Source organism: Burkholderia paludis, from assembly GCF_000732615.1.
In the GTDB taxonomy this organism is placed as follows: domain Bacteria; phylum Pseudomonadota; class Gammaproteobacteria; order Burkholderiales; family Burkholderiaceae; genus Burkholderia; species Burkholderia paludis.
This window is the reverse complement of sequence record NZ_JPGL01000001.1, coordinates 34,728-48,045: the sequence shown is the minus strand read 5'-3', so window position 1 is coordinate 48,045 and position 13,318 is coordinate 34,728. Positions and strand designations below refer to the sequence as shown.

Annotated in this window: 12 protein-coding genes and 1 pseudogene; 7 read left to right on the top strand and 6 right to left on the bottom strand. The window is 68.4% G+C overall.

Annotated features, from left to right (window positions below; genetic code table 11):
- The first annotated feature begins 54 nt into the window (after window positions 1-54).
- The 5 genes and pseudogenes from hpaD to GQ56_RS39045 form a co-directional block, all read left to right on the top strand.
- Entirely contained in the window at window positions 55-903 is an 849-nt protein-coding gene (gene hpaD, locus GQ56_RS0100230) for a 3,4-dihydroxyphenylacetate 2,3-dioxygenase (RefSeq protein WP_031396734.1), read from the top strand.
- Between the two features lie 35 nt (window positions 904-938).
- The gene (locus tag GQ56_RS0100225) at window positions 939-1,331 is read left to right on the top strand and encodes a 5-carboxymethyl-2-hydroxymuconate Delta-isomerase (protein WP_031396733.1); all 393 of its coding nucleotides are present in this window, start codon (window positions 939-941) and stop codon (window positions 1,329-1,331) included.
- A gap of 20 nt (window positions 1,332-1,351) precedes the next feature.
- On the top strand, window positions 1,352-2,155 hold the full coding sequence (gene hpaH / locus GQ56_RS0100220; protein ID WP_031396732.1) for a 2-oxo-hept-4-ene-1,7-dioate hydratase: 804 nt from the start codon (window positions 1,352-1,354) through the stop codon (window positions 2,153-2,155).
- Between the two features lie 12 nt (window positions 2,156-2,167).
- A complete protein-coding gene (gene hpaI, locus GQ56_RS0100215) occupies window positions 2,168-2,974 on the top strand; it encodes a 4-hydroxy-2-oxoheptanedioate aldolase (protein WP_031396731.1) in 807 nt (268 codons plus the stop codon).
- 138 nt (window positions 2,975-3,112) lie between these two features.
- A pseudogene (locus tag GQ56_RS39045) lies at window positions 3,113-3,530 on the top strand (excisionase family DNA-binding protein); the annotation flags it as partial.
- A gap of 289 nt (window positions 3,531-3,819) precedes the next feature.
- Here the strand turns inward: GQ56_RS39045 and GQ56_RS0100200 are convergent.
- Window positions 3,820-4,617, bottom strand: coding sequence for an AraC family transcriptional regulator (locus GQ56_RS0100200; protein ID WP_031396730.1), 798 nt, complete (start codon window positions 4,615-4,617; stop codon window positions 3,820-3,822).
- 95 nt (window positions 4,618-4,712) lie between these two features.
- Between GQ56_RS0100200 and GQ56_RS0100195 the strand changes: the two genes are divergently transcribed.
- Both GQ56_RS0100195 and GQ56_RS0100190 read left to right on the top strand, forming a co-directional pair.
- Window positions 4,713-4,964: a hypothetical protein gene (locus GQ56_RS0100195; protein WP_031396729.1), complete on the top strand. Its 252-nt coding sequence runs from the start codon at window positions 4,713-4,715 to the stop codon at window positions 4,962-4,964.
- A 46-nt stretch (window positions 4,965-5,010) separates the two neighbouring features.
- Window positions 5,011-5,973 (top strand): quinone oxidoreductase family protein, encoded by a 963-nt coding sequence (locus GQ56_RS0100190; RefSeq protein WP_031396728.1) that lies wholly within the window; start codon window positions 5,011-5,013, stop codon window positions 5,971-5,973.
- Between the two features lie 258 nt (window positions 5,974-6,231).
- On the opposite strand, the gene GQ56_RS0100185 is transcribed toward GQ56_RS0100190, so the two are convergent.
- The 5 genes from GQ56_RS0100185 to pdxR all read right to left on the bottom strand — a co-directional run bounded on the left by GQ56_RS0100185 (window position 6,232) and on the right by pdxR (window position 13,230).
- Window positions 6,232-7,323 (bottom strand): porin, encoded by a 1,092-nt coding sequence (locus GQ56_RS0100185; protein WP_031396727.1) that lies wholly within the window; start codon window positions 7,321-7,323, stop codon window positions 6,232-6,234.
- A gap of 168 nt (window positions 7,324-7,491) precedes the next feature.
- Window positions 7,492-8,559: an ABC transporter ATP-binding protein gene (locus GQ56_RS0100180; RefSeq protein WP_031396726.1), complete on the bottom strand. Its 1,068-nt coding sequence runs from the start codon at window positions 8,557-8,559 to the stop codon at window positions 7,492-7,494.
- Window positions 8,552-10,324, bottom strand: coding sequence for an ABC transporter permease (locus tag GQ56_RS0100175; protein ID WP_031396725.1), 1,773 nt, complete (start codon window positions 10,322-10,324; stop codon window positions 8,552-8,554). The genes GQ56_RS0100180 and GQ56_RS0100175 overlap by 8 nt, the downstream gene beginning before the upstream one ends.
- Window positions 10,325-10,423: 99 nt before the next feature.
- Window positions 10,424-11,524 carry an ABC transporter substrate-binding protein gene (locus tag GQ56_RS0100170; RefSeq protein WP_031396724.1) on the bottom strand — a complete coding sequence of 367 codons (1,101 nt, stop codon included), beginning with the start codon at window positions 11,522-11,524 and terminating at the stop codon, window positions 10,424-10,426.
- Between the two features lie 209 nt (window positions 11,525-11,733).
- Entirely contained in the window at window positions 11,734-13,230 is a 1,497-nt protein-coding gene (gene pdxR, locus GQ56_RS0100165) for a MocR-like pyridoxine biosynthesis transcription factor PdxR (RefSeq protein ID WP_031396723.1), read from the bottom strand.
- Window positions 13,231-13,318: the final 88 nt, after the last annotated feature.

Genomic DNA, 13,318 nt, shown 5'->3' with positions numbered 1-13,318 from the left:
ATGGAGCCCGGGCCGGCGCCAACGCGCCCGCCCGGGCCGACAGGAGACTTAACGATGGGCAAACTGTCCCTCGCCGCGAAGATCACGCACGTGCCGTCGATGTACCTGTCGGAATTGCCCGGCAGGCATCACGGCTGCCGTGAGGCGGCGATCCGCGGCCACCAGCTGATCGGCGAGCGCTGCCGCGCGCTCGGCGTCGACACGATCGTCGTGTCGGACGTGCACTGGCTCGTCAACGCGGGCTATCACGTGAACTGCAACGCGCGCTTCTCGGGCACGTACACGAGCAACGAGCTGCCGCATTTCATCCGCGACATGCAGTACGCGTACCCGGGCAACCCGGCGCTCGGCCGCCTGATCGCCGAGACGGCCAGCGCGCGAGGCGTCGCGACGCGCGCGCACGAGATCGACAGCCTCGAACTCGAATACGGCACGCTCGTGCCGATGCGCTACATGAACGGCGACCAGCACTTCAAGGTCGTGTCGATCGCGGGCTGGTGCATGTGGCACCAGCTGGACGAAAGCCGGCGCTTCGGCGAGGCATTGCTCGAAGCGATCGAAAAAAGCGATTCGAACGTCGCGTTTCTCGCGAGCGGTTCGCTGTCGCATCGCTTCAACGACAACGGCAGCCCCGAGGAATCGATACACGAGATCAGCCGCGAATTCTTCCGGCAGGTCGACCTGCGCGTGGTCGAGCTGTGGAAGCAGGGCGATTTCCGGACCTTCTGCGCGATGCTGCCCGAGTACAACCTGCATTGCCATGGCGAAGGCGGCATGCACGACACGGCGATGCTGCTCGGCCTGCTCGGCTGGGATCGCTACGACAAGCCCGTCGAGATCGTCACCGACTATTTCGCGAGCTCGGGCACCGGGCAGATCAACGCGATCTTCCCGCTCGCCTGAGCGCCGCGCCCCCGACATCCGACCGGAGACTTGCCATGCCCCACATCGTCGTCGAATACACCGCGAACCTTCGCGACGACGCGCGCATTCCCGTGCTGCTGCGCACGCTCAATACCACGCTGATCGCGCAGGGCGGCGTGTTTCCGACGGGCGGCATCCGCTCGCGCGCGATCGAGCTGCAGGACTACTGCGTGGCCGACGGCACCGGGGACGACGCGTTCGTCCACGTGACGCTGAAGATCGGCTCGGGCCGCACCGAAGCCCAGAAGAAAGCCGCGTGCGACGCGCTGTTCGACGCGATCAAGGCGCATTTCGCCGACCTGTACGCGACCCGCTACCTCGCGCTGTCGATGGAGCTGAACGAGTTCAGCGAAAGCGGCTCGTACAAGCACAACAACATTCACGCCCGCTACAAGCGGGCCGGCTGAACCTTACTCCCGACACGACCATGCTCGAACCCGCCCTCATCGACCAGCTCGCGCAGCGTCTGCACGACGCCGAGCGCGCACGCACGCAGATCCGCCAGATCTCGCTCGACCATCCCGACATCACGATCGACGACGCGTATGCGATCCAGCGCGCGTGGGTGGCCCTCAAGCTCGCGGAAGGCCGCACGCTGAAGGGGCACAAGATCGGCCTGACGTCGAAGGCGATGCAGAACACGTCGCAGATCGACGAGCCCGACTACGGCGCGTTGCTCGACGACATGTTCTTCGCGGATGGCGGCACGATCCCGACCGGCCGCTTCATCGTGCCGCGCGTCGAGGTCGAGCTTGCATTCGTGCTCGGCAAGCGGCTCTCGGGCCCCGACTGCACGATCTTCGACGTGTACGACGCGGTCGACTACGTGGTGCCCGCGCTCGAGATCATCGACGCGCGCAGCCAGTCGATCGATCCCGATACGAAGCGGCCGCGCAAGGTGTTCGACACGATCGCCGACAACGCGGCGAACGCGGGCGTCGTGATCGGCGGCCGACCCGTGAAGCCGCACGACGTCGACCTGCGCTGGGTCGCGGCGATCATGTCGCGCAACGGCGTGGTCGAGGAAACCGGAGTCGCGGCCGGCGTGCTGAACCATCCGGCGAACGGCGTCGTCTGGCTCGCGAACCGGCTGGCGCGCTTCGACGTGGCGCTGGAGCCGGGGCAGATCGTGCTCGGCGGCTCGTTTACGCGGCCGTGCGCGGCGCGGCCGGGCGACACGTTCAGCGTCGACTACGGCCCGCTCGGGACGATCCAGTGCTACTTCGAGTGAGGTGAGCGAACCATGCAGATTCCTTCGAACGTCTTCAAGGCCGCGCTCGCACGCGGCGACGCGCAGGTCGGGCTGTGGCTCGGGCTCGCGAATCCGTACAGCGCCGAAGTGGTCGCGGGCGCCGGTTTCGACTGGCTGCTGATCGACGGCGAGCATGCGCCGAACACGGTGCCGACGATCCTCGCGCAATTGCAGGCGATTGCGCCGTATCCGTCGCATCCGGTCGTGCGCGTGCCGTGGAACGATCCGGTGATCGTCAAGCAGGTGCTCGATCTCGGCGCGCAGACGCTGCTCGTGCCGATGGTGCAGAGCGCCGACGAGGCGCGTGCGGCGGTGGCCGCGACGCGTTATCCGCCGCACGGGGTGCGCGGCGTGGGCAGCGCGCTGGCGCGTGCGTCGCGCTGGAATCGCATCGGCGACTACCTGCATCGCGCGAATGACGAGATGGCGGTGCTCGTGCAGGTCGAGACGCGCGCGGGGCTGGATGCGATCGACGCGATCGCGCGGGTCGACGGGGTCGACGGCGTGTTCATCGGGCCGGCGGATCTGGCGGCCGATCTCGGGCATCTCGGCAACCCGGGGCATCCGGACGTGCAGGCCGCGATCGACGGCGCGATTCGCGCGATCAAGGCGGCCGGCAAGGCGCCCGGCATTCTGAGCGCGGACGAGGCCGCCGCGCGCCGCTACCTGGCCGCGGGCGCGTTGTTCGTCGCGGTCGGGGTCGACACGACGCTGCTGGCGAGAAGCGCGGAGCGGCTGGCCGCGCAGTTCAAGGAGGCGGGCGGCGGGGCGGCGACGAAGGGGGACGGGACGTATTGACGGAAGCGTGCCCTTTCATAAAGGGCCGTATGGCGTTTCGTTTGTTTCGAAGAAGATCGCTCCATTCAGAACGCCTGTCCGGAGCGCACGATGCCTCACACCACGATGTCCGATCCGGTCTTGCCCGTCGAGCGCGAGATGCGGGCGGCCGTCGAAGGACAGCGTGCGCTTGCTGCGTCCCTGGCCACGCGAACGGAAATACGGCGCATCCAGATCTTCGACGACGAAAATCGCGCGCATCAGGTCAATGCTTCCCACCTCCGCGCTCCGTCTGCTGGTCGACATCCTTGCCGAGCTGGCCGACGGCAATGCGGTCAAGGTCGTGCCGGTCCATGCGGAGCTGACGACGCAGGAAGCGGCCGACTTGCTCAACGTTTCCCGTCCGCACCTGATCAAGCTGCTGGAAGCGGACGCGTTGCCGCACCACAAGACTGGCAAGCATCGCGGCGTTCGATTTAGCGATCTGATGCGTTACAAGGCGGAACGCGATCGGGCGAGCGCGGACGCGATGGAAGAATTGAGCTGGCAGGCGCAGCAGTTCGGGATGGGCTACGAACGACGAGTTCGCCGTTCACGGCGGTCTACGATGCATGCGTGCTGTATCCCGCTCCGTTACGCGATTTCCTGATGTGCCTTGCGCCGAGCGGCCGCGGCCGCGGCCGCGGCCGCGGTCGTCGCCGCCGCACGCCGGCAGCGCGAGACGCTCAAGCATCCGCCCATGGCGGCGGAGCGCTATCTCGAGGTTCTCCGGCGTCTGGGCATGGTTCAGACCTGCAAGGCCCTGGAAGCCTACTGCGCGATTCCTTGAACGCGCGGGTTCGTGTTCCTTGATTCGATGCGCGTTGTCACGGCCCATCGCCGGTTGCTTGCTTCCCGTCCAGATACTTCCCCGGCGTCGTCCCCAATGCCCGCCGGAACATGTCGATGAACGCGCTGACGTTGTCGTAGCCGAGATCGAGCGCGATCGTCGTCACCGGCACGCCGTCGGCGATTTTCTCCAGCGCCCGCAGCAGTCTCGCCTGCTGGCGCCACTGCGCGAACGTCAGCCCCGTCTCCGCGACGAAACGGCGGCTCAGCGTCCGCGCGCCGATCCCGGCCCATTCGGCCCATTCCTCCAGCCGCCGGTTGTCCGCCAGATTCGTGGCCAGCGCGTCGGTGATGCGCACGAGCCTCGCGTCGCGCGGCCGCGCGAGACTGAGCGATTCGACTTCAGACGCGGCGATTTCGTCGAGAATCACGTCGGCGATCCGCGATTGCGCGTCGTTCAGCGCCGAGCCGTCCCAGCTCGCCGCGCGCTGCACCGCTTCGCGAAGCAGCGGCGACGCGCGGATCGCGCGCGGCGTGTCGGGCAGCGCCGCGCACCGCGCTTCGGCGACGAACACCGACCAGCCCGAAATCGGCCCGTACGACCGCAGCGCATGCCGGCAATACGGCGGAATCCAGATCGCGTGGATCGCCGGCACCACCCAGTCGCGATCGTCGAGGCCGATCGACACCAGCCCGCTCAACGCGCCGACGAGCTGGCCGCGCGCATGCGCGTGCGGCGGCGTGATGCGCGGGTCGCGTTGCGACAGGACGGCGGCGACCACGAACGGGCCGTCGTCGGAGGTGACGAATCGGGCGGGCAGGAGCGGATCGGACATGGCCGGATATCGGTATCGAATGGCTGTTATACCGGAGATCGGCCGGCTTCGCACGCCTACACTGCTTCCATCGACGACAACCGGAGTACGACGCGATGCGAGCCGAGCAGATGCTTCCCGACCAGGCCGACCGGATCACGGTCGGTGAAACGACGATCCGCAAGGGCACCGTCGGCGCGTTCCTGGTCAACGCGCGGGTGCTGACCGACCCGGACGCGACGCCGGCCGAGCGCGCCCGCGCGGAGGCGGACGCGCTCGACGCGTTGCCCGCGCTGCGGGCGATCGGGCTGTTCGACGTGCTCGAAGTGCGCGATCCCGCGCTGCGCGCGTGGCTCGCCGCGCGATGACGCGCGCCGCAATCGTCGACCGATCCAACCGAATCCAGGAGTTCCCATGAAAGCCGCAGTCGTGAAGGGCGCGGGCGAGCGCCCCGTTTATATGGAAATCGAGGCGCCGCAGGCGACGCCGGGCCACCGGCTGGTGGACGTGACGGCATCCGCGCTGAGCCGGCTGGCGCAGGCGCGCGCGTCGGGCACGCATTATTCGTCCGGCGGGCGATATCCGTTCGTCGTCGGCGTCGATGGCGTCGGCCGTCTCGACGACGGACAGCGCGTCTATTTCTTCGGCGCACCGGCGCCGTTCGGCGCGATGTCCGAGCGCACGCTCGCGCCCGACACGCAGTGCGTGCCGCTGCCGGATTCGCTCGACGACCTGACGGCCGCCGCGATCGCGATTCCCGGCATGTCGTCGTGGGCGGCGCTGACCGAACGGGCGCGGCTGGTCGCGGGCGAGACGGTGCTGGTCAACGGCGCGACGGGCGCGTCGGGGCGGCTCGCGGTGCGGATCGCGAAGCATCTGGGCGCCGCGAAGGTGATCGCGACGGGCCGCAATGCGGCTGCCCTGGAGGCCTTGCTGGGCGCCGGCGCGGACGCCGTCGTGTCGCTGCAGCAGGGCGATGCGGATCTGGCGCGCGCGCTCGAGCCGCATTTCCGCGCGGGCGTGGACGTCGTGCTCGACTATCTGTGGGGCGCGAGCGCGCTCGCGCTGCTGATCTCGGCCGCGAAGACGACGCCCGAAGGCCGCCGGCTGCGTTTCGTGCAGATCGGCTCGATCGGCGGCGCGGACGTGCTGCTGCCGGGCGCCGTATTGCGTGCGACCGCGATCGAGCTGATGGGCAGCGGCCTCGGCAGCGTGTCGCTGCCGGGTCTGCTGGCGTCGGTGCGCGGCGTGTTCGACGCCGCCGGGCCGGCGGGGCTCGCGATCGAGACGCGCGCGGTGCCGCTGTCGGCCGTCGGCGAACACTGGGGCGACGCGAACAGTCTCGTGCGTCCGGTGTTCACGATGCGGGGCGACTGAGTAACCGTCCTCGAAGTCGAGCGCGATGAAGTGAATCGTCCCAAGGCGGCGCAGGGCCGGGCCGGGCCGGGGCGTGGCGTGGCGTGGCGTGGCGTGGCGTGGCGTGGCGTGCGCGTTGCGCGCGGCGGCCGGTGATCCGTCGCCGTGCCGAAGCGCACGGCGAATGCGAAGCAGGGCAATACGCGCCGTGAACGGATAGCGCAGGCGGGCGACCCGACGTGACGTCCGGTCAACTGAAGATCGCCCGCCGCGTCATGCTCAGAACCGCTGCTGAATCCCCGCAGTGACACCGACCTGCGTCGTACCGTAGCCCGCGAAATCGCGCGACACGCCGACCTTCTGGTCGTGCTTCGCGATCGCGAACGCGCCTGCCGCGTACAGCACCGTGCGTTTCGACAGCGCGTAGTTCGCGCGCACCGACACGAGCGTCGGGTCGGCGTCCGTGCCGCCCTTGATGTTCTGGTGATAGACGGCCGCGATCAGCGAGAACGTCGGCGTGAACTGGTACGAGCCGCCGAGCCAGTACATGTCGCTGAGCTGGTTCGCCGCGGTCGTGCGGAACGTGCGCTTGTAGTTGCGATAGCCGGCCATCGTCTTCAGGTTGCCGAAGTCGTAGCTCACGCCCGCATGGATGCCCTGGATGTAGTTGACCGTATCGGCCGGCGTGACGCTGTCGGCCGCGCCGTTCTGCCGGTCGAACGTGACCACCGCCGCGAACGGGCCGGTTTCGTAGCCGAGCGCGAAGTCGTATTTCGAGCTGGTCTTCACGCTGCCCGGCACGTTGCCGAAGCCGTACATCGCGCCGAACTTGAAGCCGCTGAACTCGCCGTCGTAGCGCACCGCGTTCGACGCGCGCGTGAACATGCCGTCCTTGCGGCCGCCGGTGGCCATCGACGACGTCGCCCACGAGTAGTTCTGCGCGTAACCCATCGGGTCGAACGGCAGCAGGTAATCGTACGTGACGGTGTAGTTGCGGCCGAGCGTCAGTTCGCCCCATCGACTTTTCAGGCCGACCGTCGCGCGGCGCGCGAAGATCGAATCGGGGCCGTCGTCGAAGGCGCCGTTCGCGAGATCGATCCCGCTTTCGAGGCGGAACACGGCCTTCAGCCCGCCGCCGAGATCCTCGACGCCGCGCAGGCCCCAGCGCGACGTGTTCTTGTTGCCCGACTTGAGCTTGACCGAACTGCCGCCTTCCGGCGCCGCGTGGTTCGTGTATTCGATGCCGGCATCCATGATCCCGTACAGCGTGACCGACGACTGCGCGTGCGCGGCGCCGGCCGCGAGGCCGGCGACCGCAGCCGAGCCGGTCAGGACGGCGGCGCGGAGGGAACGTTCTGCGCGTGATTTCATTGACGGTGTCTCCAGGTTTTTTTGTGGGTTGGGTGAAACAGGTGCGGCGCGCGGCCGCTCGCGGCGGACGCCGCGGGACGTCCGCCGGACAGGCTGGCCGGCGCATGGGGGATGCGCGGGATGCATGCCGGATGCATGCGCGGCGGCGCGCGAGCCGCCGCGTCCGGGTCAGCCCGCTTTCGCGAACGCCCAGCAGTCGTTGGTCGGGAATTCGATCCAGTGCCTGCCGGCCGCGCGCGGCACGTGGCCGAACGCGCGCAGGCGCATGTCGCCGCAATGGAACAGGTATTCCCAGCGGTCGCCGAGATACATCGACGTGACGAGGTCGGCCTGCAGCCGGTTCGCGCCTGGGCCGTCGGCGACCTGCACGCGTTCGAGGCGGATCACGGCCTGCGCGTCCTGGCCCGGCGCGAACGTGTCGCGGGCGATCGCGCGCAGCTCCCAGCCGTCGCCGGCGAGCGTCACGCATTCGCCGTCGATTGCCGCGACCCGTGCGTCGATCCGGTTGTTGCTGCCCATGAACTCGGCCGTGTACAGCGAGCGCGGGGCGCCATACAGCTCGGCCGGCGTGCCTTCCTGCTCGATGCGGCCGTTGCGCAGCAGCAGGATGCGGTCGGACATCGCCATCGCTTCGGTCTGGTCGTGCGTCACGCACAGGGCCGACAGCCCGAGCGACACGATCAGCTCGCGCAGCCACGCGCGCGCTTCCTCGCGCAGCTTGGCATCGAGGTTCGACAGCGGCTCGTCGAGCAGGATCACCGGCGGGTTGTAGACGAGCGCGCGCGCGATCGCGACGCGCTGCTGCTGGCCGCCCGACAGCTGATGCGGAAAGCGTTCCGCCAGATGGCCGAGGCCGAGCTGGTCGAGCGCGGTCTGCACGCGGCGCTTCTGTTCGGCAGGCGCGACGCGGCGCAGTTTCAGCCCGTAGCCGACGTTGTCGGCGACGGTGCGGTGCGGCCACAGCGCGTACGACTGGAACACGAGGCCGAGCGAGCGCTGCTCGACGGGCAGGTCGACGCGCCCGGCGCCGTCGAAGAACACGCGCTCGTCGAGCTGGATGCGGCCGTCGGACGGCTGTTCGAGGCCGGCCACCGCGCGCAGCAGCGTCGTTTTGCCGCTGCCCGACGCGCCGAGCAGACAGACGACTTCGCCGGCCTTCAGTTCGAACGACACGCCCTTGAGGATCGGATTGACGCCATAGCTGAGATGCAGGTCGTCGACGATGAGCTTATCCATGAAGTTTCACTCCGAAACGCAGGGCCACGCCGAGTCCGACGCCGACCATCGCGATGTTGATGACAGAGAGCGCGGCGACCTGGTCGACGGCGCCCGTCGCCCACAGCGACACGAGCAGCGCGCCGATCACTTCGGTGCCGGGCGACAGCAGGTAGACGGCCGTCGAGTACTCGCGCTCGAAGATCATGAAGATCAGGAGCCACGCGGCGAGCAGGCCGAAACGAACGAGCGGGAGCGTGACGTCGAGCGACACGCGGCTGCGCGTCGCGCCGACGCTGCGGCCGGCTTCCTCGAGTTCGGGGCCGACCTGCAGCAGCGCGCTCTGGATGAGCCGCATCCCGTACGCGAGCCACACGACCGTGTACGCGATCCAGATGCTCCACATCGAGTTCTTCAGCTCGCGCAGGCCCGGGACGAACAGGAAGATCCACAGGAACGCGAGGCCGGCGAGCAGGCCGGGCACCGCGCGCGGCAGCAGCACGATGTAGTCGAGCAGCTTCGTCGCCCAATCGTGGCGGCGGTGGCCGGCGAACGCGACGAGCGAGTAGAAGCCGACCGCGAGCGCACCGCCGATCACGCCGATGCCGAGCGTGTTGACGATCGCGCGCACCAGGTTGTCCTGCTCGAACAGCTCGACGAAGTTCGACAGCGTCAGCACCTCGGCGAGCGCCACGCCTTCGCCCCAGTTGGTCACGAACGCGCGCAGCACGATGCCCGAGATCGGCACGATCACGGTCAGCATCAGCCACAGCGCGACGATCGCGAGCGCGACCCAGCGCCATGCGCCGAGCGGCAGCACCGTCGCGCGGCCGGCCTTGCCCTTTACGGTGACGAAGCGGTTGGCCGTCTTCAGCAGCCGGCGCTGCAGCAGCACGAGCGGGAACGTGATCGCCACGATGCACACCGCGACCGCGGCCATCAGGTGATACGACGGCACGCCGAGCTTGTTGGTGAGCTTGTACAGGTAGGTCGCGAGCACGAGGTGGCCTTCCGGATCGCCGAGCACGAGCGGCAGCCCGAATACCTCGAAGCCGAGAAAGAACACCAGCACGCCGGCGAACAGCAGCGCGGGCATCGTCATCGGCAGGCTCACGTCGAGCGCGACGCGGAACGGGCGGGCGCCCGTCACGCGTGCGGCTTCCTCGACGTCCGAACCGAGGTTGCGCAGCGCGGCCGACGAATACAGGTACACGTGCGGTACGTGCGTGAGGCCGACGATCACCGTGATCGCGAAGATCGAGTACACGTTCCAGGGAACGTTCTGCACCCCGAACAGTTCCTTGAACCACACGGAGTAGAAGCCGACCGGGCCGGCCGCGACCACGTAGCCGAACGCGAGCACCATCGGCGAGACGAACACCGGCGTGAGCAGCAGCGGTTCGAGCCAGCGGCGGCCGGGCAGGTCGGTGCGCACCATCAGGAACGCGAGGATGCCGCCGAGCGGGATCGAGATGAACAGCATCCCGCCGGCGATGATGAAGGAGTTCTTCACGGCCGACCAGAAGTCGGGATCGCTGAAGATGAAGCGGAAGCCCTCGATGCCGAGCGTTTTGTTCGCGTCGAAGAACGGCGCGGACAGCAGGCTCTGGAACAGGATGAAGCCGAGCGGCAGCGCGACCGCGATGGTCAGCACCGCGACGACGATCCAGCGCAGCATGCCGGCGAGCGGCTGCAGGCTGTTGACCGGCAGCGCGGGAATCGCGTCGCGCTGGCCGGTGCTGGGCGGAACGGCCGGCGCCGCTCCGCGTGTGCTGGTTGAAAGCATGAGTTCGCCCCTGCGGCCATCCGGATGGCCGCCTCTAGGAAGTCGGTAAGGGGAAGGGCCGCCCGCGCGGTGCGCGGCGGGCGGCCGGCAGTCAGCGGATCAGCGCTTGATCGCCTGCTGCCACTGCTTCAGGAACGCGAGGCGCTTCGACTGGTCGAGATAGACCAGCAGGCCGGTGCCGATCTGGATCGGCTTCAGCGAATCGCCGAGTTCCTTCGTGAGGCTCGCGGCCGACGTTTCGCCGGTCACGTCCGCGCGGATCGCGTACAGGTTCGCCTGGTTGGCGATCAGCGCCTGGCCGCGCCTGGACAGCAGGTAGTCGACCCACAGCTTCGCGGCGTTCGGGCTCTTCGCCTTCTTCGAGATCGTCGCGAGGCGGCTCACGACCTGTGTGTAGTCCTTCGGAAACACGTAGCCGATCGACTTGTCCTTCTTCGCCTTCGCATACGCATACGAACCGATGATGTTGTAGCCGATCAGGTTCTCGCCCGACGAGATCCGCTCCATCATCGCGCCGGTGCTCGACTGCAGCTTCGGGCCGGTCGCGCCGATCGCCTTCACGAGCTCCCACGTGACCTTCTCGTTCACGTGCGCGTCCTGCGTCAGGTAGTTGAAGCCGACGCCCGACTTCTCGATGTCGTAGGTCGTGACCTTGCCCTTGAACTTGTCGGCCTGCGTGGTGAGCAGCCTGATCAGGTCGGCGCGCGTCGTCGGCACTTCGTTCTCGGGGATCAGGCGCTTGTTGTAGACGATCGCGAGCGGCTCGAAGGTCGTGCCGTACGCCTGCTTCTGGTACTGCGACCACTGCGGCAGGTTCGGCGTCTCGGGCGAATCGTACGATGCCATCAGCCCGTCGTTGACGAGCTTGACCTGCAGGTCCATCGCCGAGCTCCACAGCACGTCGGCGCTGGTGCTGCTCGCCGCGTTCTCGCTGATGTAGCGGTTGTACAGCTCGGTGCTGTTCATGTCGTTGTACTCGACCTTCACGCCGTAGAGGCTTTCGAAGTCCTTGATCAGCGGGCGCACGAGACCCGTGTCGGTCGTCGAGTAGACGATCAGCTTGCCTTCCTTCTTCGCGGCGTCGATCACGCCCTGGTAATTCCCCGGATACCCGGCCGGAACCTGCGCGGCGGCGCTGCCGGCGGCAGTGCCCAGAACGACCGCCAGCGCGGCGGCGAGGTGCTTCGGTGCAAACGGCATGTCTTCCTCCAGTGATGCATGGTTTTGTACGAGTGACGCGGATGTTAATTGCGAGGCACTTTCAGCCTGCTTTCATTTCCGTTCACAATCGCGCCGTTTGAGTCATGGATTTCCCGAGGTCGAAGCGGCGGCCGCGCACCTTCGCGGCGCGTGGCACGGTTCGATGTGGGGAAGACGCGAGCCGCCGTCGGGGGCGGCGCTCGCGACGGCTAAGGCCGGGCCAGCAGCTCGCCGAGCAGCCGGCCGCCGTGCCGCGCGTGCGCGGCCGTGAGTGCGGCGTACCCGACGACGACGCCGGCATCGCACCGCGCGCTGCGGCAGAATCCGCCGATCGGCTGCAATTCGACGCCGGCCGCGCGGGCTTGCGCGACATACGTTGCCTCGTCCGTCCCGGGCGGCAGCCAGAGCACGAAATGAAAGCCCGCGTGCTCGCCGGACACCGTGTAGCGCCCGCCGGCGTGCTTCGCGAGCTGGTCGAGCACGAGGTCGCGCCGCTGGCGGTACGCGTGACGCGCGGCGCGCAGGTGCTTCGCGAAATCGCCGTGCGCGATGAAGCGGGCCAGCGCAAGCTGGGGCGCGGCCGCAACCGTGCGCGCGGTCGCGTGCCACACGGCCGACAGCGCCGGCCGCAGTTCCGCCGGCACGACCATGAAGCCGATGCGCAGCCCTGAGAACAGCGTCTTGTTGAACGACCCGCAATAGATGACGCGGTCGCAGCGATCGAGCGATTTCAGCGCGGGCAGCGGGGCGGTCTGGTAGCTGAATTCGCCGTCGTAGTCGTCCTCGATGAGCCACGCGCGGTTGCGTTGCGCCCAGTCGAGCAGTTCGAGCCGGCGCGACACCGACATCGTGATGCCGAGCGGCGCCTGATGGGCGGGCGTCACATAGGCGGCGCGCGCATCGGGATGCCGCTCCAGCGACGCGGTGTCGATTCCTTCGCGGTCGACCGGCACGTCGATCACGGTCGCGCCCGCGAGCCTGAAAATGTGCCACGCCGACGCGTAGCCGGGATCCTCCATCAGCACCGTCGAACCGGGCGCGAGCAGCGTGCGCGCGACGAGATCGATCGAATGCCGGATGCCGGTCGTGATGAAGATGTCGCCGGCGTCGCACGGAATCCCGCGGAATTCCCGCAAGTATGCGGCGATTTCGGCGCGCAGCCCTTCGACGCCCTGCGACGGCGTCGCCCCGAGGTCGTCCGCCGTCGCGGCGAGCAGGCTCGCGCCGAGCGCCTTCTTCCACTGCTGCATCGGCATCAGGCCGGGATCGGCGAGGCGCGCGACGAACGGGACGCCGGGGCGCACGCCCTGTTCGGGCGCGGCCGCGCCGGTCGAGGCCGCCGGCATGCGGGGCGCGTCGGGCTGGCGGGCGTCGCCATCGCCGTTGTCGTTGCCGATTGCCGCGCCCGCACGCAGGTAACTGTCCGGCACCACCGCGCAGACCCGCGACCCCGACCCTTGCGTGCGGGCGATGTAGCCCTCGGAGCACAGCAGGTCGTACGCCGCTTCGACGGTTCCTCGCGCGACGCCCCAGCGTGCGGCGAGGGTGCGGCTGGACGGCAACGGGCTGTCGCCGGGGAGCAGGCGCTTCAGGATCGCGTCGCGAATCGTGTCGGCGATGTACATCTGCTTCGACTGCGGGCTGCCGGTCGACAGCCCCGGAGGGCAAGGCAGGTCAACGGGAATCGCGGCTTTGCCTCGCGGCATAGTGGTCTAGTCGGTGGTCGATTTAATGGCCCTTCAGCTTATATCACTTTGACCTTAGATTGCTGTCGAGCCTGTTCACCCCAAACCC